Here is a 24655-nt window from a genome sequence, read left to right on the forward strand (position 1 = left end):
ACCCATGGCAACGCTTGAAATCCGAGACCTGCACGTCACCGTCGAGGCCGACAACGCCACGAAGGAGATCCTCAAGGGCGTCGACCTGACCGTGAAGCAGGGCGAGACGCACGCCATCATGGGCCCCAACGGCTCCGGCAAGTCGACCCTCGCCTACTCGCTGGCCGGTCACCCGAAGTACACGATCACCGGCGGCACCGTGCTGCTCGACGGCGAGGACGTCCTGGAGATGTCCGTCGACGAGCGCGCCCGCGCGGGCCTGTTCCTGGCGATGCAGTACCCGGTCGAGGTCCCCGGTGTCTCGGTCTCCAACTTCCTGCGCACCTCCGCCACCGCCATCCGCGGCGAGGCCCCCAAGCTGCGTACCTGGGTGAAGGAGGTCAAGGAGACCATGGAGCGCCTCTCCATGGACCCCTCCTTCGCCGAGCGCAACGTCAACGAGGGCTTCTCCGGCGGTGAGAAGAAGCGCCACGAGATCCTCCAGCTCGAACTGCTCAAGCCGAAGATCGCGATCCTCGACGAGACCGACTCCGGCCTCGACGTCGACGCCCTTCGCATCGTCTCCGAGGGCGTCAACCGCGTCCGCGAGACCGGCGAGGTCGGCACCCTGCTGATCACGCACTACACGCGCATCCTGCGCTACATCAAGCCCGACCACGTCCACGTCTTCGCGGGCGGCAAGATCGTCGAGTCCGGCGGTCCCGAGCTCGCCGACAAGCTGGAGAACGAGGGCTACGAGGCTTACACGAAGGGTGGCGCATCCGAGTGACACAGCTGCCGGGCCTCCTCGACACCGAGGCGATCCGCAAGGACTTCCCCGTCCTGGACCGGCTGGTCCACGACGGCAAGAAGCTCGTGTACCTGGACAACGCGGCGACCAGCCAGAAGCCGCGCCAGGTACTGGACGCCCTGAGCGAGTACTACGAGCGCTACAACGCCAACGTCCACCGCGGTGTGCATGTGCTCGCCGAGGAGGCCACGGCGCTGTACGAGGGCGCGCGCGACAAGGTCGCCGAGTTCATCAACGCGCCCAGCCGCGACGAGGTGATCTTCACCAAGAACGCCTCCGAGTCGCTGAACCTCGTGGCCAACATGCTCGGCTGGGCCGACGAGCCCTACCGGGTGGACCACGAGACCGAGATCGTCATCACGGAGATGGAGCACCACTCCAACATCGTGCCGTGGCAGCTGCTCGCGCAGCGCACGGGCGCGAAGCTGAAGTGGTTCGGCCTCACCGACGACGGCCGGCTCGACCTGTCCAACATCAACGAGGTCATCACGGAGAAGACGAAGATCGTCTCCTTCGTGCTGGTGTCGAACATCCTGGGCACGGTCAACCCGGTCGAGGCGATAGTGCGCCGCGCCCAGGAGGTCGGCGCGCTCGTCTGCATCGACGCCTCCCAGGCCGCGCCCCACATGCCGCTGGACGTACAGGCCCTCCAGGCCGACTTCGTGGCCTTCACCGGCCACAAGATGTGCGGCCCGACCGGCATCGGCGTCCTCTGGGGCCGCCAGGAGCTCCTGGAGGACCTGCCCCCGTTCCTCGGCGGCGGCGAGATGATCGAGACGGTCTCGATGCACTCCTCGACGTACGCCCCGGCGCCCCACAAGTTCGAGGCGGGCACCCCGCCGATCGCCCAGGCGGTCGGCCTCGGCGCGGCGATCGACTACCTCAACGCCATCGGCATGGACAAGATCCTCGCCCATGAGCACGCGCTCACCGAGTACGCGGTGAAGCGGCTGTCCGAGGTCCCGGACCTGAAGATCATCGGCCCCACCACGGCCGAGGACCGGGGCGCCGCGATCTCCTTCACCCTCGGGGACATCCACCCGCACGACGTGGGCCAGGTCCTCGACGAGCAGGGCATCGCGGTCCGGGTCGGCCACCACTGCGCGCGGCCGGTCTGCCTGAGGTACGGAATTCCTGCGACCACGCGAGCGTCGTTCTATCTGTACTCCACTCCGGCCGAGATCGATGCTCTGGTCGAGGGACTGGAGCATGTACGGAACTTCTTCGGCTGAAGGGCGTGGGCTGAGACCGTGAAGCTGGATTCGATGTACCAGGAAGTCATCCTGGACCACTACAAGCACCCGCACGGGCGTGGTCTCCGGGACGGCGACGCCGAGGTGCACCATGTGAACCCGACGTGCGGCGACGAGATCACCCTCCGAGTGAAGTACGACGGCACGACCATCGAGGACGTCTCGTACGAGGGCCAGGGCTGCTCCATCAGCCAGGCCTCGGCCTCCGTACTGAACGACCTGCTCGTCGGCAGGGAGCTGGCCGACGCGCAGAAGATCCAGGAGACCTTCCTGGAGCTGATGCAGTCCAAGGGCAGGATCGAGCCCGACGACGCGATGGAGGAGGTCCTGGAGGACGCCGTCGCGTTCGCCGGGGTCTCCAAGTACCCGGCCCGGGTCAAGTGCGCCCTCCTGAGCTGGATGGCGTGGAAGGACGCGACGGCCCAGGCGCTGGGCGGCGCGGCCGACGCCGAAAGGAAGACGGCATGAGCGAGACCGCAGAGATGAAGCCGGCCTCGGAGGAAGAACTCCGCGAGGCGCTGTACGACGTCGTCGACCCCGAGCTGGGCATCGACGTCGTCAACCTCGGCCTGATCTACGGCATCCACATCGACGACGCGAACATCGCCACCGTCGACATGACCCTGACCTCGGCGGCCTGCCCGCTGACCGACGTCATCGAGGACCAGGCCAAGTCCGCCACGGACGGCCTCGTCAACGAACTGCGCATCAACTGGGTCTGGATGCCCCCGTGGGGCCCCGACAAGATCACCGACGACGGCCGCGAGCAGTTGCGGGCGCTCGGGTTCAACGTCTGAGACCGGACACGGGAAAGCGGCGGCACCTCCGGGTGCCGCCGCTTTCGTCTGTGCGCTCAGTCCAGCGGGTCCACGAACCGGAACGCGGAGTCCGCGCGGTAGAGGTCGCTGTTCTGGTAGGGGTCCAGCTTCAGCTGGAAGTTCTGGTGGCGGAGATAGCGGCCGGGGTAGTTCACCGACTCCAGCATGACCGCGCCGGAGTAGGAGGAGGCCCGGGCGCAGAAGGTGGCGTCCTGCTTGAAGAGGGACGAGCCGTCGTCACTCATGGCGCGCAGGATGAAGTTGCGGTGCCGCAGGTACCTGCCGTCGGCCGTCTTGAACGAGAAGCAGGAGCTGTTCGCGAGGCCCTTGACCACGGTGAAGGAGGAGTCCTCGCGGGACTCCGAGCCGCGTGGCGCGTCGAGCTTCACCAGGCCGTCGCTCACGTGCCAGTAGCGGTCGGGGTAATTGACCGAGCGGACCGACTTGCGGGCGCTGCTGGTCTGTTGACCCGAACCGCCCGAGCCGCTCGAACCGCCTGAGCCGCTCGAACTGCCCGAGCCGCTCGAACCGCCTGTGGACGACGAGGACTTGGACGGCTTCGCGCCGGTCGGCGAGGCTTTGGGGGTGGTGCCGTGCGCCGAGGCCGCGGCGGAGGCCGACGCGGTCGGCCCGGTGGACGCCATGCCCGACTTGTCCTTGGCGGGGGCGGTCGCACCCGTGGTCGTGGGCGAGGCGAAGGAGAGCAGGCCGGGGCCGTTGTCGGTGTGTGCGTCGGTCGCCGGGGGAGCCGATGACGCCTGGTCAGGGGTGGTGCGGCTGACGGCTATCGCCGTGACGCAGGCGACGATCGTGGCGATCGCCAGCGTGCCGGCCAGCCAGAGTCTTCGGGTTCCGGGAGCCCGTGAGGTGTCGGGGGCCCAGCCGTTCTCCCAGGAGGGGTGCGGCGGGGGCTGGGGGGTGGTTTCTGGCATGCGCGTTTCCTCCAGCGGCGCCAAGGCAGCGGCAGCCGGGGGTGTGAAGGTGAGGTGAGTGACATGTGAAACAGTGATGGATCACAGAGGTGCACAGACTAGTGGAGTCGCGGGGCTGCGGGGAGCCGTTTCAGCGAGCGGTTTCTGTGAGCATTAAACATCCTCATGTGGCGCACGGGAGTTCAAACGTCATTCTCAGCGCCCTCCCAGTGCCGGCTCATCGCCCGACGGCAGCCTGACGTGGATGGCTACCTCAGCGCTTTCCCCTGCTCGCCCCGTCTTCGTCGTCGGCTGCCCCCGCTCCGGTACGACCCTGCTCCAGCTGATGCTGCACGCCCACCCGCGGATCGCCCTGCCGCCGGAGACCCGCTTCGTGCTGCCCGCGTACGAGCGCCGGCTCAGCTTCGGCGACCTGCGGGAGCCCCTGAACCGGGCCGGACTCGCCCAGTGGATCACCGGCCGCAGGGAAACCCGTTTCCATGAACTGGGCCTGGACGCCGAGGTCGTCGCCGGCCGGATCGCCGACGGCCCGCCCACCCTCGGCTCGGCCCTCGGCATCGCCCTCAAGGCGTACGCGGAGAGCCACGGCAAGGCCCGCTGGGGCGACAAGCGGCCCGCCTACGCCCTGCACGTCGAGGAGATCCTGCGGCTCTTCCCGGACGCCCAGTTCGTGCACCTGGTCCGCGACGGCCGGGACTGCGCGGCCTCACTGCTCGGCATGCCCTGGTGGCACCGCGGCTTCCACGAGGCGGTGGCCACCTGGGCCCAGGTGATGGACGTGACCCGGCGCTACGCCGGCCGGCTCGGCCCGGGCGCCTGGCACGAGGTCCGCTTCGAGGACCTGGTCGCCGACCCCGAGACCCAACTCCGGCTGATCTGCGCCTACTTGGGCGAGGAGTACGACCCGGCCATGACCCGGCCGCACCGCCTCGCCCGCACCGCCGTACCGGCCCGCAAGACCTGGCACCGCCGCACCCGCGGCGCCCTCGACACCTCCCGCGCCGGCAGCTGGCAGCAACGGCTGACACCGGATCAGATCCGGCTCGCCGACGCCGTCCTGGGTGACCGCCTCGCCCGGTACGGCTACGAACCGAGCGGAGCGGTCCGGCCCGACCCGGCCGAACTCCTCCGCTACCGCCGCGTCTTCGCCCTGCGCCGCGCGGCCCACGCCAAGCGCCGGCTGCTCGACCGGCTGACCCGGCTGCGCGAACCGGGCCCGGTGGCGGCGGCCCGGTCCGGCTACGAGGTCACGGCATGACACCGACACCGACGCCGACAGCGACAGCCGCAGCCGCAGCGACACAGACCCCGGCGGTCCGTGGGAGCGCTGATGCGTACGGTCGTACACAACGGTGCGTACACTCGTACACATGGGATACCTCACGCTCGCCGGCGCCATAGCCGCCGAGGTCGCCGCGACGACGGCGATGAAGTACAGCGACGGCTTCAGCAGACTCTGGCCGACGCTGCTGACGACGCTGGGCTACGTCGTCTCCTTCCTGCTCCTGGCCCAGACGCTGAAGACCGTGTCGATCGGCACGGCGTACGCGATCTGGTCCGGCGCCGGCACCGCGACCATCGCCGTGCTCGGCCTGATGCTGTTCGGCGAGGGGCTGAGCCTGGTCAAGGTCGCCGGAATCGTGCTGATCATCGGGGGAGTGGTGGTCCTGAACCTGGGAGGCGCGCACTGATGCCACGCCGTTACGACCCCGAGCGCCGGCAGCGGATCATCGAGGCGGCGATCCGGGTGGTCGGCGAGAAGGGGCTTGCCGGGCTGAGCCACCGCTCCGTGGCCGCCGCGGCGGATGTGCCGCTCGGCTCCACGACGTACCACTTCAAGACCCTCGACGAGCTGATCGTCGCCGCGCTGCGCCAGGCCAGCGAGGGCTTCGCCAAGGTGGTCGCCTCGCGCGGCGGACTGGAGGATCCCCGGGCCGACCTCGCCACCGAACTCGCCGGACTGATGGGCGAATGGCTCGCGGGCGACCGTACCGGCGTCGAGCTGGAGTACGAGCTCTACCTCGCCGCGCTGCGCCGCCCCGCCCTGCGCCCGGTGGCCGCCGAGTGGGCCGAGGACCTCGCCGCCCGGCTCGCCCGCCGTACCGACACCCGCACGGCGCGGGCGCTGGTCGCGCTGATGGACGGGATCTGCCTCCAGGTGCTGCTCACCGGCGTCCCGTACGACGAGGAGTACGCGCGGGAGGCGCTGGCACGGGTGATCCCCTGATCCCCTCGCCGGTCCGCCGCGGTACGGCCGCTTCCCGGGATCGTGGAAACCTCTGCCGGAAACCGTGAACTCCCGGGTCCCCACCGGGCAACAGGAGGTGACACGCACGCACCGACGAACCAGGGGGAGCCTTGTGAGCGGACCACCGCCGTCCACGACCCGGACGGAGGACGACGCGGAGATCGTCGCCCAGTCGCTGGAGCAGCCGGAACTGTTCGCCCTGCTCTACGACCGGTACGCACCCGACATCCACCGCTACGCGGCCCGCCGCCTGGGCGACTCGGCGGCCGACGACTCCCCCACGCTCGAATGCGCTCGCGCGGGGGGACCCCCATCGGCGGACACCTTCCTGACCGCCTTCCGGATCCGGTCCCGCTACGACCTGACGCGCCCCAACGCCCGTCCCTGGCTGTACGGCATCGCGGGCAACCTCATCGGCAGGCAGCGCCGCACCGAGGTGCGCGCGCTCAAGGCGCTGGCCCGCACCGGCCAGGACCCCGTCGCCGCCTCCTGGGGCGAGTCCGGGGGCGCGTCCTGGGTCGAGGACACCGACAGCAGGATCGCCGCACAGGGGCCGCTCGCCGGCGCCCTCGCCGCGCTGAGCGTGGGGGACCGGCACGTCCTGCTGCTCGTCGCCTGGGCCGAACTCACCTACCAGGAGGTCGCCGAGGCGCTGGACATCCCGGTCGGCACGGTCCGCTCCCGGCTCAACCGGGCGCGGCGCAAGGTCCGTACGGCGCTGGGCGCCGATCCCGCATTCGTGGGCGACGCGACGGAGGTGGCGTAGCGATGGACGAGATGACCAAGGTGCGCGAACTGCGGTCCGGCGCACTCGTGCCCGACCGCGCGCGGCTCGCGCCGGGGCGGGCGAAGCTGGCCGAAGCGGCGCTGGCCGGGGAACGGCGCGGGTCGCTGTGGCGGCGGAGGGGGTTCGTGATCGCCGGGGTGGTGGCCGCGGTGACCGCCGTCGCCGTCACCGTGTCGCTGCTGCTGGGCGGCGGCACCGGGCGGAAGGTGCGGCCGGCGTCCTCGCCGACCGGGTCCCCGAGCCTGCGCCTCAAGGGGATGAGCGCGGCCGAGTTCCTGCGCCGGGCGGCCGATGTGCTCGGTACGGAGCCGGACGGCACCGTACCCACGGCCAAGCAGTGGATCTACACCAAGAGCGTGCAGGAACCGCTGACCGAGCAGGCCAAGAACGCCACGGGCCCCATGAAGGCGCTGCTGGGCCCGCAGGAGAGCTGGCTCAGGTACGACGGCACCGCGATGGCCGACCTGGGGCTGGACACCACCGGCAAGCACCGCAAGCTCAACGTCACCAAGATGCACCTGGAGAACGGCGGGGAGGGCGACGACCGCTCGCCGCGCGAGATGTACCGGGTACTGGCCGCCCTGCCGGCCGGCGGTGAGCAGACGCTGAAGGTCCTGCGGGAGAAGAACGCCATCGCCGACGGCAGGGGAGCGTCCCGGGCGCACGACGACTACGTCGAGATCAGCGTCCTGCTGACCGCCGACGTCATGCCGTCCAAGGGGCTGGCCTCGCTCTACCGCGCCCTCGCCACGGTGCCGGGCGGGCGGCTCACCGACCACCTGGTCGAGACCGCCGCGGGGCGCCGGGTGGTCGCGGTGAGCTACGGCCGGGAGGACAACCCCAAGAGCGGGGAGTCGATGCAGGACCAGTGGCTGATCGATCCGCAGACGTACCGGATCGTCGGCATGCGGATGGTCCAGGGCGGCAAGGTCGTCGGCGGCGACTCGACCGTCGCGAGGGCCGTGGTGGACGAGGCCGGCGACCGCGGCTGACACCTCCGGACCGGGGCGGCCCGCACCACGTGGGGAGTGCGGGCCGCCCGCCACCCGAGACACCGCTGTCGCTGGTTGGCCTGCGCGGGCCCCGGCCGGTTAGGTTTCCCTCATGACCGACACGACTGCTCCTCGCACCACCGGCGCCGCGGCCGCCGGCCTCGCCACCATCGCCGCCGACGGCACCGTTCTCGACACCTGGTTCCCCGCTCCCGAACTGGTCGCCGAGCCCGGCCCGGCCGGCACCGAGACCCTGACCGCCGAGCAGGCCGTGGAACTCCTCGGCGCGGGCGCGGCCGGCGCGATCGGCCCGGACCCCCGCCGCAATGTCGAGGTCGTCGCGGTCCGCACGGTCATCGCCTCGATCGACGAGAAGCCGATCGACGCGCACGACGTCTACCTGCGCCTGCACCTGCTCTCGCACCGCCTGGTCAAGCCGCACGGCCTGAGCCTGGACGGCCAGTTCGGCTTCCTCGCCAACGTCGCCTGGACCTCCCTCGGCCCGGTCGCCGTCGACGACATCGAGACGGTCCGCCTCAACGCCCGCGCCGAGGGCCTGCACCTCCAGGTCACCTCGATCGACAAGTTCCCGCGGATGACCGACTACGTCGCCCCCAAGGGCGTGCGCATCGCCGACGCCGACCGCGTCCGCCTCGGCGCGCACCTCTCCGAGGGCACCACCGTCATGCACGAGGGCTTCGTCAACTTCAACGCCGGCACGCTCGGCACGTCGATGGTCGAGGGCCGTATCTCCGCCGGCGTCGTGGTCGGCAACGGCTCGGACATCGGCGGCGGCGCCTCCACCATGGGCACGCTGTCCGGCGGCGGCAACGTCATCATCTCCATCGGCGAGCGCTGCCTGGTCGGCGCCGAGGCGGGCGTCGGCATCGCCCTCGGCGACGAGTGCGTGGTCGAGGCCGGCCTGTACGTCACCGCGGGCACCCGCGTCACCATGCCCGACGGCCAGATCGTCAAGGCCCGCGAGCTGAGCGGCGCCTCCAACATCCTCTTCCGCCGCAACTCGGTCTCCGGCGCCGTCGAGGCCCGCCCCAACAACGCGGTCTGGGGCGGCCTGAACGAGATCCTGCACAGCCACAACTGACGTACGACGGCCGCCGTGACCTGCTGCGGCCGCCCCGTCGATGCCGGTCATCACCGAGCGCCCTTCCACCGTCCTCGGACCGTGGAAGGGCGCTCGCGGCTTGAGGGGGGCCGTCCTTAGGGGTGTCTAGTCGGTGATGCGAGGGCTCCGCGCCCGAAAGCCGCGATGTGCCGCTCGTAGCACCAGGACCAGCACGGTGACCGCCAGTGCGAAGTTGAGCGTGTCCATGATCATGACGACGGAGTGGGGCGCGTGCAGCAGGCCGGGCACTCTGGCGATGATCATCCCCAGGCCCAGGAGGAGCGGGAGCCAGGCGCGAAAGAACCGCATGTCCTGATCGGGGCTCTTTCCCCTCCGGACCTCGGTCCGCTCCCACCACCGGATGCCGAGACTCATGAGGACCAGCGCGCATCCCATCGCGACCACGGACCAGTCCATGAACCGCAGCATCCCCACTCCTTCATCGAGGAGGGGATCCTCCTCTCACGGGTGTTCACGGTCAAGGTTCACCCGTGGCCCGTGCGTCGACACCTCGGCAGGGCTCTCCGTCGGGACCACTCGAAGGGTCGCTTCGGGCTGCACCCAGGACAGGTCCACGCCTTCGAGTTCGACGACGGCGCTCCAGCCGGGGGTGAGTTCGGTGAACTCCCCAAAGAGCGGCCCCCGGTGTATCCGGAGTACCTGGGCCGGGGAAGCCGGGCCATCCGGTGGGCTGTCGAGTGGGAGCACCGAATCACCGGGAAAGACGCTCCGCCCCACACTGATGCAGCGGGCGTGACAGACCACTCTGTGCGCCGAGATCGGCTCGTACACGATCACCACACCCAGGAGCCCCACGGGCTCGGCGGTACCCACGCTGATGACGCCTCCCTCCGGTTCCTGAATCCCGCACCAGCGCACCGACCAGCGCGGGTCACAGTATGGCCACCCATCCCACACGCTCTGCACGCAGGGTTCTGACGGGCACTACGGTCACTCCACCCGAAACACCCTGGGGGGACGAGATGACCAACCCGTACACCGCGCCCATACCGCCGACACCGCGCCCGCTCCACAGACGTGTCCTCGTATGGGTCGGCGGCACGGCCCTGTTCGTCACGGGCGCGCTCATCGGCTCCGCCGGGAACGACGGGCAGCAGCCCGTCGAGACCAAGGTCAAACCCTCGACCACCATCACCGCGACTGTCACCGCCACCCCCGAGCCCGGCCCGACTGTCACCGAGACCGTCAAGGCCAAGGCGAAGCCCGGCCCCACGGTCACGGTCACCAAGACCGCCACCGCCAAGGCCGCCGGCAGCGGTAGTGGCAGCGGCAGTAGCGGTCAGGACAGCGCCGGCACCTGCACCATCGTCTCCAACGCGGGGAACTGCTATTCGGCGGGACAGTTCTGCCGGAACAGCGATCACGGAGCCGTCACCACCACCGCGGGCGGCGTGAAGATCGAGTGCGCCTACAGCTCGAACGCCTGGCGTTGGACCTACATCTGACGGGCCGAGGCAGGCGTGGGTGTCACGCGCGGGGACCGGGCGGTGTCTTCATGCCGAACAGCCCCACGGGGACGCGTACAAGGAGGGTCATCATGACACTGCGCTTGCCGAAGGCCGAGCTTCCCGCCGAGCTCCGGGAGAACATGATCAAGCAGCTGGGTGCTGTGCCCGAGAACGTAGAGGTGCTGTGGCACAGCCCCCGGGTGGCCCAGGACAACCTGGAGTTCGGCGCCAAGGTGGGGGTGTGGGAGGGGGCCGACGCCGGCCTGAAGTCGTTCGCGCACATGGCCGTCGCGTCGCAGGTCGGCTGCAGCTGGTGCCTGGACGTCGGCTATTTCCAGGCGCGGAACGAGAACCTGGACCTGGCCAAGGCGAGCCAGGTGCCGCGCTGGCGGGAGGCGGAGGTGTTCACAGCGCTGGAGCGCGACGTCATGGCGTACGCCGAGGCGATGACGAACACGCCGCCGACCGTCACCGACGAGCAGTACGCCGCCCTGCTGAAGCGGCTCGGGACGGGGGCGATGGTGGAACTCACCGCGTTCATCGCCTACGTCAACCTGGCGACCAGGGCCAACGTGGCGAACGGGGTCACCTCACAGGGCTTCTCCGACGCCTGCGAGATCCCGCTCGCGAAGCGCCCGGCGGCGTCCCGTGCGGGGTCCACGGCATGACGGAGGACCCGTTCGTCGTCCACCGCGGCCTGCTGTTCACCGTCGCCTACGAGATGCTCGGCTCCGCCGCCGACGCGGAGGACGTACTGCAGGAGACCTGGCTGCGGTGGGCCGGCGTCGACCGGGCACAGGTGCACGACCCGCGGGCGTACCTCGTCCGGGCCGTCACCCGGCAGGCCCTCAATCGCATGCGCACCCTCGCCCGCCGTCGTGAGGACTATGTGGGCGAGTGGCTGCCCGAGCCTCTGCTGACCCACCCCGACGTGGCCGACGACGTCGAACTCGCGGAAAACGTCTCCATCGCCATGCTGACCGTCCTGGAGACGCTCGAACCCGTGGAACGCGCGGTGTTCGTGCTCCGCGAGGTCTTCGACATGCCCTACGACGAGGTCGCCGGGGCCGTGGGCAAGACCTCCGCCGCGGTCCGGCAGGTCGCCCGGCGGGCCCGTGATCACGTCGCCGCCAGACAGCCACGCGTCAGGGTGAGCCGCTCGGAGCACAAGGCCGTGGTGGACCGCTTCGTCGCCGCGCTGCGCACCGGGCGCATCCAGGACCTCATGGAGATCATGGCGCCGGACGTCGTCCTCGTCGCCGACGGAGGCGGGATCACAGCCGCCGCCCCGGCCCCCGTCCACGGCGCCGCACTCGTGGCGACGATGCTCGCCGCCACCGACCGGACCGCCTGCAGAACCACGACGGTATGTCTCAACGGCGCCCCCGCGATCCGCATCGCAGCCGACAGCGGAGGCGCCACGGTCAGCTTCCTGATCGAGAACGGGCGCATCACCCGGATCTACGCGACCTCCAACCCACAGAAGCTGACCCGACTCGACGAACCGGCCGATCTCACCCGGTAGTCGCACCAGCACCCGCACCGCCAAGCCGTCACCACCACCATGATCGCCACGCCTGCCCGCCGCATACTGTTCCGCCATCTACAGGGGTCCCGGGCTGACCAGCTGACCAGCTCCCCCCGGGACCCCCGCACAACCCCTCACCATCCAACCCGACACCCACGCGGAGGATCTGTCGGACAGTCTTCAAGCTTCAAGCCGGCTCGTTCTGCGAGGAGCCGCCGGCCGCGTGCTCCGCGACTCGGCCACGGCAACGAGCCGGCCGAACTGTGCCCTACCGGAACCATCGGCTTTACGTGGTGTCACGCTGTTCCCCACTCGATCTGGTGCACATGTGGTGCAGGTGTCAGTGTGCGGAGAAGTCGGTGCAGCAGGTTCTGTTCGACGTCCTCCTGCTCCTTCCTGCAATTTCACAGTCGGCCACGGGAGAGCGCCTTCCTCAGGGTGTGCCCGGCGACGGCCGACACGAGGGTGCTCAGTCGTCGGGCGGCAGGGAGGCCCGGAAGTCTGTCAGTGCGGTGAAGTCGGTGTCCCGCAGGCCGAGTCGGGGGTCGACGTGGTGCAGCAGGGCCGGGGCGGGATGGTGGGTGCGGACGTACAGGGTGTCCGGTGGGCTCTGCTCGTCGTCGACCCAGGCGAAGGGGCGGCCGTCGGCGTAGGCGACGATCGCCTCGGTCTTCCAGTGGACTCCGTCCGGTCGCTCGGTCAGCAGGGTGTGGCCGAAGTCGACGTACGGTAGCTCGGGGAGGCCGAGGACCGGGGCGATCCAGCGGTTGGCCTCGGCCATCCAGGTGGTCGCCCAGCAGAGTTCGTAGCCGAGGGCGAGCAGGGCCGGGCCGTGGTGGGGGTTCAGCCAGACGCGCAGGGGGCGGCCGGGGCGTACGGACGCGCGAATTGTCGTATAGCCAGGGGGGCGTCGTTCGGGCTGGGCCGCGTACGGGTTGAGGGGGCCGTCGACGTCCAGGAACAGCAGGGGGCGGCTCACGGGGCCAACGTACGGCAGGGCGCGGCCGGCTCCGGTGATTTTTCCGTGCCGGACAGGCATAGTGGGGCCGCTCCGCGCGCGTCACCAGGGAATACAGGGCCCGGACACGAGGTGGGCCCGGGGGAAGAGAAGGTGACGATGGATGCGGAACTGCAGGAGAGCTTCGTGGAGTTCGTGGACAGCCGGTCCTCGGCGCTGCTGAGGACGGCTGTGCTGCTGACCGGCGGCGACCGGCACGCGGCCGAGGACCTGCTGCAGAACGCCCTGATCAAGGCGGCCGGCCGCTGGCAGCGCATCGACGAACCCGAGGCCTATGTACGGCAGGTCCTCTACCGGCAGCAGATCAGCCGCTGGCGGCTGAAGTGGCGACGGCGCGAACTCACCGTCGCCGAACCCCCGGAGAGCCCGCCCGCGCCCGACGCCACGTCCGCCGCCGAGGCGCGGCTCGTGCTGCGCGCCGCCCTGTCCCGGCTCACCGCCCGCCAGCGCACCGTGCTGGTCCTGCGCTACTTCGAGGACCTGCCGGAGGCCGACGTGGCCCGGCTGCTCGGCTGCTCCGTCGGCACCGTGCGCTCCACCACCCACCGCTCGCTGGCCCGGCTGCGCACCCTCGCGCCCGAACTGGCCGCCCTCGATCCGGACCCCGGCCGCGCCCAGCCGCCGTCCCGTGACTACTCGCCCGTGGAGGTGCGGCCGTGAACGTCGAGGAACTCGTGCGCGACTCCCTGCGGGAGCTGGCCGCGGAACAGACCCCGGCGGGACCGGGCTTCGCCGAACGGGTGCTGGCCGTGCGCCGGCGCCGCCGCACCCGCAGGCTCGCCTCCATGGCCGCCGCGACGGCCGCCGTGGTCGCCGTCGCGGTGGCGGTGCCCCTGCTGGACTCCGGGAAGAGCGATGTGCGCCCGTCCGGGATCCTGCGGCAGGACGGGATCACCGGGCACCCGCACCAGTCGCCGCCGCGCGAACTGATCGCGGCCGGGCAGACGGCGCTCGCCGCCTACTACACCTGGCGCACCGTGCCGCAGCCGGGAGGAAAGGGCATCGGCGTACGCACCTACCGGCTGCTCGACCCCGGGACCGGAACGTATGTGAAGGACTCCCGGTGGTCCTTCGTCGCCGTCGCGCCGGGCCTGCGGACGGCGGCCGTGCTGGAGCAGAACCAGCCCGTCCACCGGATCGGCCTGCTCGACCTCGCCACCAGGAAGGTCGAGCGGTGGATCCCGGTCGAGCACGCGGTCGCCGGGCTCGCGTTCTCCTACGACGGGACCCGGCTGCTGGCCACGACGTACACCGGCAACCCCGATGTGCGGTCCAAGGCCCAGAACGTCGAGGGCGGCTGGGACTGGGGACCCGCGTTCGAGGCGTCGACCCGGACCGGCTTCTACGACTTCTCCGTGGCCTCCGGCAAGGGCACCTGGAAGGCGGTGGCGAACGACCGCGACACCCTCGCCCGCGCGGACTTCTCCTACAGCCGTACCGGCCGTCAGGTGTACGCGCAGGTCCTGGGCGACCATGACGGCACCGAGCAGTTCTACGACCTCGACGGCGAGCGGACCGCCGCACCGGCGGACGAGAAGTACCTGCGCGTGGACGTCGACGCACGGCTGTCCCCGAACGGCCGGCTCGCCGCGCTCGGCCTGACGAAGGAGGTCGCCCCCGGCAAGTCGTACTCCTCGATCCGCGATCCCCGCACCGGCAAGGAGATCACCAAGGTCCGCGGTGCCGACCTGCTCGCCTGGGTCGACGACCGGCGGCTCGTCGCCTGGGAGCGGGTGACCGGCCTGGACGAGCCCTACCGGGCCCGGCTGGTGCTGGTGACGATCGGCAGCGACAGGATCGTGCCGCTGAGCGGGGTCCAGCGGCAGATGTACGACGAGCTGAAGGCGTGGGTGCCCGTCTTCGTCCGCCGCTGATCAGCCGGCCACGAACTCCTCGTACACCGCCCGCAGTCCGTCGGCCGCCTCCCGGCCGGCGGGCCGCAGCGGGGCCCGTACCGGTCCGGACGGGAGACCGAGCGCGGTGAGCAGCGCCTTCGACGTGACCGTGCCGGGCAGGCCGGCGGCCATCACCGCCTCGATCAACGGGGTCGCCCGCAGCTGGAGTTCCGCGGCGCGAGCGGTGTCGCCCGCGTCGAACGCGTCCAGGATCGCGGTGATCTCGGCGGGTACGACGTTCGCCACCGTGCTGACACAGCCCGCCGCGCCCACCGCGTACAGGGCGAGGATGTGCTCGTCGCAGCCCGCGTAGTACGCCAGCTCCGTGCGGGCCAGCACCTTCTGGGTGCCGAGGAAGTCGTAGGAGCAGTCCTTCACGGCGACGATCCGGGGGTGCGCGGCGAGCCGGATCAGCGTCTCCGGCTCGATGCGGGTGCCGGTGCGGCCGGGGATGTCGTACAGCATGACCGGCAGCCCGCTCGCGTCCGCCACCTCCAGGAAGTGCGCCTCCAGCGCGTCCTGCGGAGGCCTGCTGTAGTACGGCGACACCACCAGCACGCCGTCCGCGCCCGCCTTCTCCGCCGCCAGCGCCAGCTCGACCGTGTGCCGGGTGTCCGCCGTGCCCACCCCCGCGACGAGTGCCGCGCGGTCGCCCACCGCCTCCCGGACGGCCGTGATCAGTTCCGCCTTCTCGGCGTCCGTCGTCGTGGGCGACTCCCCGGTCGTGCCGTTCAGCACCAGACCGTCGCAGCCCTTCGCCACCAGGTGCGCGGCCAGCCGCCGCGCGCCGTCGAGGTCGAGCGCCCCCGTGCCGGTGAAGGGCGTGATCATCGCGCAGAGGGTCCGGCCGAAGGGGCGGGACGGGCGGGCGGTGTCGCGTGGGTTCGTCATGGGGGTAGTCTCGGCAGCGCGACGACTTAGCTCCACTTAATTCTTCTACGGGATATGTCTTAGCAGCGCTAAGTTGTTGGTTGCTCGGCGGGCCGAGGCCCTGTGTCCAACTCGGCCCTTCATGGGCCACTATGGGCCGGACGGTCACCGACGGCAGGTCATGGGAGGCGTCATGAGGCTCGGCAGGGCAGTGGCCAAGGGGGTCGCCGAGGAGCGGCCGCTCGTGCACGGCGAAGAACCCGGACTTCCCGAAGAGATCCAAGAGCCCCAGGCCGAGTCCGTGCCCGAAGAGGTCCCGGCCGCCCGATGAGGCTGCGGCTCCCGGCGGAACGTCCGGCGGAGCCGCCGACCGGCTACAAGATCGCCCACCCGATGCTGTCCGGGGACGGCACCCGGGCCGGGTTCACCGGTGTGTCGCTGGGCGGCGCGCTGCCGTACGGAGTGCTGGACGACGCGTCCTGCGTCTACGGCCGCCGGCACCGCCCGCCCGCGCGGCTGTGCGACTGCGGTTTCCACTGCGTGCACGAACGCGAGACCGCCGAGGCCCTGTTGTGCACCGCCGAGCACCGGGCGGCCGTGCTGCTCGAAGTCTCCGTCCTCGGCGCCTACATCCGTTTCGAGCGGGGCTTCCGCTACGCCCGGCAGCGGGTGCGCACGGCCACGGTGGGCCCGTGCGCCTGCGGGGCGCCGGCCGTCGCGCTCGCCGACGCGGGCTGGGGCAGGCCCGGTTGGCATGCCCTGGCGGCGGTCTGAGGGGGCTGTGCGCCCACGCGTACGTCCGTCTCGCTCGCCGGGTTCGCGCGGCTGGCCGGGGAGCGGCTGCGGGTGATCGCCGGGGGCACGAGGGCGCCCGCCGGGGGTGCGCCGCCCGGTGGGGCGGTGCCGGGCGAGGGGTTCGGGGTGCCCGAACTTGTGGCGGAGGCGGCCCTGTTGCAGGCCCGTCTGGACTGGTTCCAGAGCCGGCTGGCCCGGCTCGGCGAGCGTGAGGAGCGCGGGGAACAGGGCTGAGCGCCGTCGGCCGGGGTAGCCGCATGTCTGGAGACAGAACAGAGCGGACGCCGACGACACCCAGGAGGGCGGCAGCGATGACGAAGAGGACCGCACACGCGACGGGGGCCCGACTGGCCGACACCGCGGGCGCGTTGACGGCGAAGGCCGGTCTCGAGGGCCGCGCCCGGGCCCGTGCCGCCGGGCTGAAGGACAAGGCTGGCGTGCTGACCGTACATCTGCGCGAGGGTGCGACCAGGGCGGGTCACCAGACCCAGGACCGGGCGGCGAAGGGCGGTCACACCGCCCAGGAGCGACTCCTGAAGGCGCGGCACGCGCTGCGGGAACGGGCGTCGAGGGCCGGGCACGTCGTGCGGGAACGGGTGGTGTGGGTCCGGCACGCCGTGCGGGAACGGGCGATGCGGGGCGGGCACGCCGTGCGGGAACGGGCGATGCGGGCCGGGCACGTGGTGCGGGAACGGTCCGGGAGGGCCGGGCACCTGGCGTCCGAGAAGGCCGCCGGGGCCGGACGCACCGCCGAGGAGCGCACCTCGCGGTCCAGGCGCGCGGTCGTCCGGGCCGCCCGGCGGCACCCGCGCCGGGCGCTGGCAGGGGGCGCGGCCCTTGCCGCCGGTGTCGCCGCCGTGGTCGCGCGCGTGCTGCGCCGGAGCCCGCGCGGCTGAGATCCGGATACGGTTCCTCGCCGAGCGCCGAGCGCCGAGCGCCGAGCGCCGAGCGCCGAGCGCCGAGCGCCGAGCGCCGAGCGCCGAGCGCCGAGCGCCGAGATCCCCCTTCGCCAACACTGACCGCGGTACGCCACACCCTCTCACCGAAAACTTGATCCGTCTGGACAAGAAAAGTTTTCGGTGAGAGGGTGGAGCCATGCTGGACGTGACCGTGATCGAGGACCCCGAGGCGGCGGCCGTGACGCTGGACCCCATACGGTCCAGGCTGCTCGCCGAACTGGCCGCCGCGCCCGCGTCGGCCGCGATGCTGGCCGGCAAGGTCGGGCTGCCCAGGCAGAAGGTGAACTACCACCTGAAGGCGCTGGAGCGGCACGGCCTGGTCGAGCTGGCGGGTGAGCGGCGCAAGGGCAACGTCACCGAGCGGCTGATGCGCGCGACCGCGGCGTCGTACGTCATCTCCCCGGCCGCGCTGCCCGCCGTGCAGCCGGACCCGGACCGCTTCCGTGACCAGCTCTCCGCGCGGTGGCTGCTCGCGCTCGGCGCCCGTCTGGTGCGTGACGTGGGCACGCTGATCACCGGCGCCACCAAGGCCCGTAAGCGGCTGGCGACGTACGCGCTGGACGGCGAGGTGCGCTTCGCCTCCGCCGCCGACCGCGCGGCGTTCGCGCAGGAGCTGACGGCGGGGGTGAGCGCGCTCATCCGCAAGTACGACGCACCCGACGCGGAGGGCGGCCGGGACCACCGGATCGTCGTCGCGCTTCACCCCACGGTCAAGGACCAGCCCGTACCCGAACCGGATCAGTAGGCAGCAGGAGCCCCGACATGTCCGAGGACAAGGAATTCGAGATCGCCCGCGAGTTCGAGGTCGACGCCACGCCGGAGGAGGTGTGGGAGGCGATCACCAACGCCACCGGTGCCTATCTGTGGCCGATGGAGCCGCCCGAGCCCCGGGTCGGCGGCGCGGCGGCCTTCGGCTCCACCGTCACCGCGTACGACCCGCCGCACCACCTGGTCGTCCGCAGCGAGAACGTCGGTTTCCCGACCCAGAGCGCCAACCAGCTGGAGCACGTCATCGAGCCCCGCGACGGCGGCCGGCGCGCCTGGGTGCGCTTCGTGCACAGCGGGATCTTCACCGACGAGTGGGACAACCAGTACGACGGCGCGAGCAAGCACAACGACTTCTATCTGCACACCCTGCGCGAGTACCTCACCCACTTCGCGCCCCGCCCGGTCACCTTCGCCCAGCTGGGCGGGCCCGAGGCGTCCCAGGCGCCGGACGCCTTCGCCGCCGTGGGGCGGGCCCTCGGCCTGTCGGACGAGGCGGCCGAGGGCGCCAAGGTGAGCGTCCGGGGACCCGGCGGCCGGGCCGTGGACGCGGTGCTCGACTACCGCAACCCCTACTTCATCGGACTGCGCACCGACGACGCCCTCGTGCGGTTCTTCGGCCGCAACCACTGGGGCGCCCCGGTCGGCATCAGCGTCCACGACTTCGCGCCGGACGCCGACGCCGGGGCGAACGAGACCGCCTGGCAGGACTGGCTGAACGGCGTGTACAGCCAGTCCTGAGCCGGGCGTCGTCACGGGCGGAAGCGCAGCACCTGCGGGTCGTGGTCGCTGATCTGGTCGTGGAACTCCGAGTTGATGTGCACGCTGTCGTACTCGAAGTCGCAGCCGCGCCGGATCGCCGGGCTGATCAGGATCTGGTCCAGGACCTGCTGGTTGCCCTGGTAGTCGTAGGTGTAGCGCTCGCTCCTCGGCAGCGACTGGATCGCCGACCACAGCTCGCCGTCACCCTGAAGGATCTTGGTGGTGTCGGAGAAGTCGAAGTCGTTCATGTCGCCGAGCGCGATGACGTCCGCGTTCTTCTGGACGTCGAGGATGCTCTTGGCGAACGCGTTGACCAGCGCCGCCTGCGCGTGCCGCTGGACCTCCGAGCTGCGCGTCGGGGGCTGGTACTGCGCGGTCAGCCCCTGGTCGCCGCCCTTGGAGTTCAGGTGGTTGGCGATCACGAAGACCGTCTTGCCGCGGAAGACGAACTCGCCGGCCAGCGGCTTGCGGCTGCTCGTCCAGGCCGAGTTCGACGGGTCGACACGGCCCGGGGAGGCCGTCAGCTGGGCCTTGCCGTGCACCTTGGTGACGCCGACCGCGGTGGTGGAGTCGCCGCCCGCGCGGTCGACGAAGGAGACCCGCTCCGGGTTGAAGAGGAAGACCTGGCGGATGTTGCCGCCGGGCTCGCCGCCGTCCTGGTCGTTGACCGGGTCGATGGAGCGCCAGTCGTACTTCGGGCCGCCGGCCGCGACGATCGCGTCGATCAGCTTGTTCACCGTCACGTCGGCGGCGACCGTGCCGTCGTCCGTCGCGCCGTTGTTGTCCTGGATCTCCTCCAGGGACACGATGTCGGGCGACTGCAGGTTGTTCACGATCGCGGCGGCGTGCGCGTCGAACGTGGCGTCGGACGGGTCGAGGTTCTCGACGTTGTAGGTCGCCACCGCCAGCTCGCCGCGCGACTGCTTCTGCGTCGTCTCGCGCTGAAGGCCGCCGCTCTTGAGCGTGCCGAGGCTGCTCGCGACGAGGGTGTAGCCGCCGTACTGGTTGTAGTCCAGCGGGCCGGTCGTGGTGCCGGTCAGCGTGTCGCCGACGTTCGCCACCGGGAAGTCGGCGGTCGCGCCCAGGGACTGGATCTGCAGCCGGCCGGTGTTCTGGTCGTCGTAGGAGGCGTACAGCGAGCCGCCGCGGCGGGTGCGGTTCTCGTGCGGCTTCACCGTGACCCACAGCTCGCTGTACGGGTCCGTGGCGGTGACCACGCGGGTGTCGGAGACCTGGACGTTCATGCCCTCCAGGGACTCGTAGTAGTCCAGGGCGTACTTCTTCGGCTCCAGGGTCAGGGCGTTGACCGAACCGCTCGCCGCCGTGTCACCCGCGGGGGTGTACGCGGCCGGCACCGACTTCGCGTCGATCACGACCGGCGCCGGGACCGCGTTGCCGGTGGAGACGGTGGTGACGGTCGGCTTGGTGATCTCGGTCAGCGACTGGTTGCCGGTGGAGGCGCCGCCCGGGACGTACTCGGAGACCGTGCCGGTCACCGTGACGGAGTCGCCGACGGCGACCTTCGGGGTGGAGCTGGTGAAGACGAAGACGCCCTCACTGGTGGCCGGGTTGTCGTCCGGCGTCGGATCCTGCAGCCAGAATCCTCTGGAGGAGCCGTAGGTGCGCGTGGCCGTGACGATGCCGGGGACGTCCGTCACCTTCTGGCCGGCGTACGGGGAGGTGCGCGTGGTGCCCTGGACGTCGTGGATGCGCAGCCCGTCGGCCTGCGCCGGCGAGGTGAGGGCGACGGTGGACGCCGCGCTGCAGACGGCGGCGACGGTGAGCGCGGCGAGACGCGCGGAAGACCTGCTCGGCAAGGGAATCCCTCCGGGGACATACGGACGTGCCGGGACGAGGGTGAACATGGAGCGTGCATGACATATGCGAGGTGATGCGACGCCGCATGTCATGTGCGTGTATGACATGCGACGCGGGTGTGACGCGCGTAGACAACGAGTGAACACTTGTCTCCCCGTTTTCTACGCGCGTCAATCTCCTGCCTGGTCACGGGAGTTGTCAAGGTTTCAGCCATGTGCGCGGTCCGGCGGGGAGATGAACCGGGCGGCATGGGTGGAAATCCGTCTAGGCTGAGCGGCTGAGCCGTACGGCGTCCAGGTGGTCGTACGGCCGTCGGTACGGTGTCCATGTCGCCGTACGACCCTTGAGGCGTCCGAGGAGAACCCGCCGATGTCAGACAGCTCGCCCCTGCCCCCGGTGCGGTTGCGTTCCGAAGCGGAGCTGGCGCGTGCCGCGCTGGCCGCACCGCTGCTCTCCCGGGCCGCCCGGCTCGCCCGCTGGGCGGGGCCGGACACCCGCGTCGACGCAGGCGGGGGACTGGCCGAGGAGCAGCTCCCGGCCGCCGCCGAGCTGCTCGGCCTCACCGGGGACGACGCCGCCGGGTACGCCGCCGAGGCCTGGCGGGTCGCCCTGGACGCCGGGCTCGTCGAGATCGTCGACGAGGACGCCGGGACCGTGGCGGCGGGCGAGGAGCTGGCGCTGCTCACCGCCGGCTCGCCGCACGACGTCCTCGCGGTGTGGCAGGCCGCGCTGGAGGCAGTGATCGCCGACGCGGGCGTGCCCGACCTGGACGGAATTGTCGACGCGCTGGGCGAGGGCGGCGAGGTCGATTTCTCGTCACTCGACTGGGACCCCGAGGCCGAGGCGGACTTCCTCGACGGTGTCCTCGGCAACCTGTACCTGCTGACGGTGAGCGAGGGCGGGCCCGGCGAGGCGCCGGTGCCGCTGCCCGCGCTCGCCGCCTCGATGATCGTGCCCAGCGACATGGGCGAGCCGACCAACGACGTCCTCGAACAGGTCTCCGACGCGATGATGCGGCTCGACGACCAGTTCCGGATGCTGGAGCCGGTCGGGCTCGTCGAGTACCAGCCGGTCGACGAGGCACTCATGGCCGACGCCGAGGAGGAGCCCGCGGCGGGGCCGGTCGACGACGCCGACGTCTCCCGGTACGGCATGGTGCGGCTCACCCCGCTGGGCGCCTACGGGCTGCGGGCGCGGCTGCTGGAGGCGGGCTTCGAGGCGCCGGCGGTCGGGGACCTCGCCGACAAGGGCGCGGACGCGCTGCTCGACGGTACGGCCGCGTTCCCGCAGGGGGCCGCGCAGGCCGAGACCGAGCAGTGGCTGGCGGGCCGTGAATCCCTGTCCGCGGCGCGGGAGCTGCTCGCCGCCGCCCGTGGCGAGGACGCCGGCGCGCCGCTGCGCCGCCTCCGCTGCCAGCAGGCCCTGTCCCTGGTCGGCCCCGAGGCCGAGCCGGCGCTCCGCGAGGTCCTCGGCGACCCCGAACTGGGCGGCCTGGCCCGGGTCTGGCTCACCGAGGGCGGCGCCGCCGATGTGCCGGCGCCCTCCCAGGACATGATCTTCTGGCTGACCATCGACACGGTCGCCGCCCAGCTGGCCGCCGAAGGCAACTCCGAGGAACTCCAGGCCCTGGTCGAGGGCCTGGCCCAGCAGCACGCCGGTTTCTTCGCCGAGGCCTGGCGCGTGGACCACCCGGACACCGCCGACGTCCTGGAGGCGATGGGCCGCCTGCACCCGGACAAGCGGGTGGCGAAGGAGGCCCGCAAGGCGGCGTTCAAGGCGCGGTCGCAGCACGGGGGGTAGGGCGGCCGACCGGGGGGAGCGGGACGGACCGCGGCGGGAGAGACGGACCGCGGCGGGGGCCCTGGAGGCTCGCCGTCGTCGGCGCCTGTCCGGGCCGGGCGCCGTTGCGGCGGGAGGGAACCGGGGAACCGCGGGGTGTGTTCTTGGGCGGGTCTTTTGGATGCTGTGGGTCGGTGTATACGGATTCATGGAAGTGGCGTCGTCGAAGTCGCCTGGTGTTCAACCGGTGTTCAGGGGTGGGCGCGAGCGTGTGCGCCGAGTTGAGGTCCGCCACCCTCCACGGCACTCCCGACCGTCACAGGAGACACCATGTCGCTCACCCGTAGGGACTTCGCCAGGAAATCCGCGATCACCGGTGCCGGCGTCGCGCTGGCGGGCAGTGTCGGCGCCCTCGCCACCGCCCCGAACGCCCTCGCCGCCACCGAGTCCGCCGACGCCGCGTCGGCCGACGCGCACGGCGGGGTCGGCTACGGCCCGCTGGTCGCCGACCCCGACGGCATCCTCGCACTCCCCGCCGGCTTCAAGTACAAGATCATCACGTACAGCGGCAGGACCAAGCTGGAGTCGGGCGAGTTCACCCCCTCCAACCACGACGGCACCTCCACCTTCGACGGCCCGCGCGGCGCCACCCTCCTCGTCAACAACCACGAGCTGAAGGGCCCCCGGTCCGCCTGGGAGTACCCGGTGCCGCTCACCGAGGGCCTCGTGTACGACCCCGCCGCCTCCGGTGGCTGCACGGTCGTCGAGGTCCGCCCCGGCGGCCAGGTCGCCGAGTGGGTCGGCATCGCCGGCACCTCCACCAACTGCGCGGGCGGCAACACCCCTTGGGACACCTGGCTCACCTGCGAGGAGACCGAGGACAAGGCCGGCGCGGGCGGCATGACCAAGGACCACGGCTACGTCTTCGAGGTCGACCCCGAGGACCGCCGGGCCAACCGCGACCCCAAGCCGATCAAGGCGCTCGGCCGCTACGCCCACGAGGCCGTCGTCGTCGACCCCAGGCGCGGCCACCTCTACCTCACCGAGGACGCCTCCGGCCCCAACGGCCTGCTCTACCGCTGGAGCCCGCCGGAGGGCTTCCGCCACGGCCGCGGCAGGCTCCGCACCCTCGCCGACGACGCCGGCGTCCTCCAGGCCTTCAAGTGCTTCGACTCCGGCGGCCAGTTCGTCGACGACCTCTCCCGCGCCACCAAGATCGGCACGGTCTACGGTGTCGACTGGATCGACGTCCCGGACCGCGACGCGAAGGCCACGTCCGTCCGCAAGCAGTTCACCACCGGCCAGGTCACCCGCGCCCGCAAGCTGGAGGGCATGTGGTGGGGCGACGGCGGCACCTACATCGTCTCCTCCTACGCCCGTGACGAGAGCCCCGTCCAGCACGACGGCGCCGTCTGGTTCTACGACCCCAAGCGCCGCACCCTCACCCTGAAGGTCCTCATCGGCGTCAACCCGGACCCGTCCGCGGAAGGCGCCTTCGACGGCCCGGACAACATCACCGTCTCCCCGTACGGCGGCCTGGTCATCGCCGAGGACGGCGAAGGCCTCCAGCACCTCTTCGGCGCCACCGACACCGGCCGCACCTACCCCATCGCCCGCAACGAACTCAACATCGGCACCGAAGCGGAGCCGGAGTACAGCGAGTTCACCGGCGTCACCTTCTCACCCGACGGCCGGACCCTCTACGCCAACATCCAGACCCCGGGCATCATGCTCGCCATCACCGGGCCGTGGAAGCGCCAGAAGCACTGCTGAGTTTAATTCGTTCGCTCGATTCGCGGCCGTCCTCCTAAGGTTGTGCACGTCCAGGTGCGAAGGCAGGACCTACTTCCACTGATAATGGGGCGGCCGCGGGTTCGAGTCCCGCCACCGGTACAACGCGCCGGTGTAGCTCAGGGGTTAGAGCACCTACGTCGGTTCCGCCGACTTCGATCTCTGGACACCAAAAACTTCATGCACCTCCCGGTGCGTGTGTACGTGAACTCGGGAGGCGCAGCTCATGGTGGGTGTCCGGTGCGCAGGCAGCGGTTACTTCA

27 protein-coding genes and 1 pseudogene are annotated in these 24655 nt (G+C 71.2%); 22 read left to right on the plus strand and 6 right to left on the minus strand.

What is annotated here, in order from left to right; genetic code table 11:
• The first annotated feature begins 4 nt into the window (after positions 1–4).
• Genes sufC through ACIPSJ_RS07755 form a run of 4 tightly spaced genes read left to right on the plus strand, consistent with a single transcriptional unit; the run spans position 5 to position 2840 of the window.
• Complete coding sequence (gene sufC, locus ACIPSJ_RS07740) at positions 5–769, plus strand: Fe-S cluster assembly ATPase SufC (RefSeq protein ID WP_355715235.1); 765 nt, start codon at positions 5–7, stop codon at positions 767–769.
• Complete coding sequence (locus tag ACIPSJ_RS07745) at positions 766–2022, plus strand: cysteine desulfurase (RefSeq protein WP_359222059.1); 1257 nt, start codon at positions 766–768, stop codon at positions 2020–2022. The genes sufC and ACIPSJ_RS07745 overlap by 4 nt, the downstream gene beginning before the upstream one ends.
• A gap of 18 nt (positions 2023–2040) precedes the next feature.
• Positions 2041–2511: a Fe-S cluster assembly sulfur transfer protein SufU gene (gene sufU / locus ACIPSJ_RS07750; RefSeq protein WP_355715230.1), complete on the plus strand. Its 471-nt coding sequence runs from the start codon at positions 2041–2043 to the stop codon at positions 2509–2511.
• A complete protein-coding gene (locus ACIPSJ_RS07755; protein ID WP_355715227.1) occupies positions 2508–2840 on the plus strand; it encodes a metal-sulfur cluster assembly factor in 333 nt (110 codons plus the stop codon). The genes sufU and ACIPSJ_RS07755 overlap by 4 nt, the downstream gene beginning before the upstream one ends.
• Before the next feature lie 56 nt (positions 2841–2896).
• Here the strand turns inward: ACIPSJ_RS07755 and ACIPSJ_RS07760 are convergent, their stop codons facing one another.
• Entirely contained in the window at positions 2897–3793 is an 897-nt protein-coding gene (locus ACIPSJ_RS07760) for an AbfB domain-containing protein (protein WP_401344307.1), read from the minus strand.
• A 244-nt stretch (positions 3794–4037) separates the two neighbouring features.
• Here ACIPSJ_RS07760 and ACIPSJ_RS07765 point away from each other — a divergent pair, with 244 nt between their 5' ends.
• From ACIPSJ_RS07765 to dapD, 6 genes are all read left to right on the plus strand, one after another.
• Positions 4038–5051 (plus strand): sulfotransferase family protein, encoded by a 1014-nt coding sequence (locus tag ACIPSJ_RS07765; RefSeq protein ID WP_401344309.1) that lies wholly within the window; start codon positions 4038–4040, stop codon positions 5049–5051.
• Between the two features lie 112 nt (positions 5052–5163).
• Positions 5164–5484, plus strand: a complete 321-nt coding sequence (locus tag ACIPSJ_RS07770) for a multidrug efflux SMR transporter (protein ID WP_355715218.1) — start codon at positions 5164–5166, stop codon at positions 5482–5484.
• On the plus strand, positions 5484–6020 hold the full coding sequence (locus tag ACIPSJ_RS07775) for a TetR family transcriptional regulator (RefSeq protein ID WP_359222051.1): 537 nt from the start codon (positions 5484–5486) through the stop codon (positions 6018–6020). Before ACIPSJ_RS07770 ends, ACIPSJ_RS07775 begins: the two co-directional genes overlap by 1 nt.
• A 133-nt stretch (positions 6021–6153) precedes the next feature.
• The gene (locus ACIPSJ_RS07780) at positions 6154–6807 is read left to right on the plus strand and encodes an RNA polymerase sigma factor (protein ID WP_401344312.1); all 654 of its coding nucleotides are present in this window, start codon (positions 6154–6156) and stop codon (positions 6805–6807) included.
• 2 nt (positions 6808–6809) lie between these two features.
• Complete coding sequence (locus ACIPSJ_RS07785; protein WP_401344314.1) at positions 6810–7820, plus strand: CU044_5270 family protein; 1011 nt, start codon at positions 6810–6812, stop codon at positions 7818–7820.
• Positions 7821–7932: 112 nt separating this feature from the next.
• Positions 7933–8922 (plus strand): 2,3,4,5-tetrahydropyridine-2,6-dicarboxylate N-succinyltransferase, encoded by a 990-nt coding sequence (gene dapD / locus ACIPSJ_RS07790; protein WP_359222046.1) that lies wholly within the window; start codon positions 7933–7935, stop codon positions 8920–8922.
• 126 nt (positions 8923–9048) lie between these two features.
• Here the strand turns inward: dapD and ACIPSJ_RS07795 are convergent, their stop codons facing one another.
• Both ACIPSJ_RS07795 and ACIPSJ_RS07800 read right to left on the minus strand, forming a co-directional pair.
• Positions 9049–9372, minus strand: coding sequence for a hypothetical protein (locus tag ACIPSJ_RS07795; RefSeq protein WP_401344316.1), 324 nt, complete (start codon positions 9370–9372; stop codon positions 9049–9051).
• A 33-nt stretch (positions 9373–9405) separates the two neighbouring features.
• Positions 9406–9777: a hypothetical protein gene (locus ACIPSJ_RS07800; RefSeq protein ID WP_401344318.1), complete on the minus strand. Its 372-nt coding sequence runs from the start codon at positions 9775–9777 to the stop codon at positions 9406–9408.
• A 149-nt stretch (positions 9778–9926) separates the two neighbouring features.
• On the opposite strand from ACIPSJ_RS07800, the gene ACIPSJ_RS07805 reads away from it, so the two are divergent.
• The 3 genes from ACIPSJ_RS07805 (at position 9927) to ACIPSJ_RS07815 (ending at position 11937) form a co-directional block, all read left to right on the plus strand.
• Positions 9927–10409, plus strand: coding sequence for a hypothetical protein (locus ACIPSJ_RS07805; RefSeq protein ID WP_401344320.1), 483 nt, complete (start codon positions 9927–9929; stop codon positions 10407–10409).
• Positions 10410–10501: 92 nt separating this feature from the next.
• On the plus strand, positions 10502–11080 hold the full coding sequence (locus tag ACIPSJ_RS07810) for a carboxymuconolactone decarboxylase family protein (protein WP_401344322.1): 579 nt from the start codon (positions 10502–10504) through the stop codon (positions 11078–11080).
• On the plus strand, positions 11077–11937 hold the full coding sequence (locus tag ACIPSJ_RS07815; RefSeq protein WP_401344323.1) for an RNA polymerase sigma-70 factor: 861 nt from the start codon (positions 11077–11079) through the stop codon (positions 11935–11937). Before ACIPSJ_RS07810 ends, ACIPSJ_RS07815 begins: the two co-directional genes overlap by 4 nt.
• 472 nt (positions 11938–12409) lie before the next feature.
• On the opposite strand, the gene ACIPSJ_RS07820 is transcribed toward ACIPSJ_RS07815, so the two are convergent.
• Entirely contained in the window at positions 12410–12919 is a 510-nt protein-coding gene (locus ACIPSJ_RS07820) for a hypothetical protein (RefSeq protein WP_359222030.1), read from the minus strand.
• A 138-nt stretch (positions 12920–13057) separates the two neighbouring features.
• Here ACIPSJ_RS07820 and ACIPSJ_RS07825 point away from each other — a divergent pair, with 138 nt between their 5' ends.
• Positions 13058–13618 (plus strand): SigE family RNA polymerase sigma factor, encoded by a 561-nt coding sequence (locus tag ACIPSJ_RS07825; RefSeq protein ID WP_359222028.1) that lies wholly within the window; start codon positions 13058–13060, stop codon positions 13616–13618.
• Positions 13615–14832 carry a WD40 repeat domain-containing protein gene (locus ACIPSJ_RS07830; protein WP_401344325.1) on the plus strand — a complete coding sequence of 406 codons (1218 nt, stop codon included), beginning with the start codon at positions 13615–13617 and terminating at the stop codon, positions 14830–14832. Before ACIPSJ_RS07825 ends, ACIPSJ_RS07830 begins: the two co-directional genes overlap by 4 nt.
• Here ACIPSJ_RS07830 and dapA read toward each other — a convergent pair whose 3' ends face one another.
• Positions 14833–15744 (minus strand): 4-hydroxy-tetrahydrodipicolinate synthase, encoded by a 912-nt coding sequence (gene dapA / locus ACIPSJ_RS07835; protein ID WP_401344327.1) that lies wholly within the window; start codon positions 15742–15744, stop codon positions 14833–14835. It abuts the gene before it with no gap.
• Positions 15745–15916: 172 nt separating this feature from the next.
• Here dapA and ACIPSJ_RS07840 point away from each other — a divergent pair, with 172 nt between their 5' ends.
• From ACIPSJ_RS07840 to ACIPSJ_RS07860, 5 genes and pseudogenes are all read left to right on the plus strand, one after another.
• Positions 15917–16054, plus strand: a complete 138-nt coding sequence (locus ACIPSJ_RS07840; RefSeq protein WP_359222022.1) for a hypothetical protein — start codon at positions 15917–15919, stop codon at positions 16052–16054.
• Positions 16051–16752: pseudogene (locus ACIPSJ_RS07845) on the plus strand (hypothetical protein). The gene ACIPSJ_RS07840 and the pseudogene ACIPSJ_RS07845 overlap by 4 nt, the downstream one beginning before the upstream one ends.
• 77 nt (positions 16753–16829) lie before the next feature.
• Positions 16830–17414, plus strand: coding sequence for a circumsporozoite protein (locus ACIPSJ_RS07850; RefSeq protein ID WP_401344329.1), 585 nt, complete (start codon positions 16830–16832; stop codon positions 17412–17414).
• Positions 17415–17613: 199 nt separating this feature from the next.
• Positions 17614–18222, plus strand: a complete 609-nt coding sequence (locus tag ACIPSJ_RS07855) for a helix-turn-helix domain-containing protein (RefSeq protein WP_359224925.1) — start codon at positions 17614–17616, stop codon at positions 18220–18222.
• Between the two features lie 17 nt (positions 18223–18239).
• Positions 18240–18983, plus strand: coding sequence for an SRPBCC domain-containing protein (locus ACIPSJ_RS07860; protein ID WP_401344332.1), 744 nt, complete (start codon positions 18240–18242; stop codon positions 18981–18983).
• An 11-nt stretch (positions 18984–18994) separates the two neighbouring features.
• Here the strand turns inward: ACIPSJ_RS07860 and ACIPSJ_RS07865 are convergent, their stop codons facing one another.
• On the minus strand, positions 18995–20821 hold the full coding sequence (locus tag ACIPSJ_RS07865; RefSeq protein WP_359224921.1) for an endonuclease/exonuclease/phosphatase family protein: 1827 nt from the start codon (positions 20819–20821) through the stop codon (positions 18995–18997).
• 370 nt (positions 20822–21191) lie between these two features.
• On the opposite strand from ACIPSJ_RS07865, the gene ACIPSJ_RS07870 reads away from it, so the two are divergent.
• Both ACIPSJ_RS07870 and ACIPSJ_RS07875 read left to right on the plus strand, forming a co-directional pair.
• Positions 21192–22622, plus strand: a complete 1431-nt coding sequence (locus ACIPSJ_RS07870; RefSeq protein WP_359224919.1) for a hypothetical protein — start codon at positions 21192–21194, stop codon at positions 22620–22622.
• Between the two features lie 309 nt (positions 22623–22931).
• Positions 22932–24374: an alkaline phosphatase PhoX gene (locus ACIPSJ_RS07875; protein ID WP_359224915.1), complete on the plus strand. Its 1443-nt coding sequence runs from the start codon at positions 22932–22934 to the stop codon at positions 24372–24374.
• The last annotated feature ends 281 nt before the right edge of the window (positions 24375–24655 follow it).

Origin of the sequence: Streptomyces sp. NPDC090088 (assembly GCF_044747345.1) — a bacterium.
GTDB lineage: Bacteria > Actinomycetota > Actinomycetes > Streptomycetales > Streptomycetaceae > Streptomyces.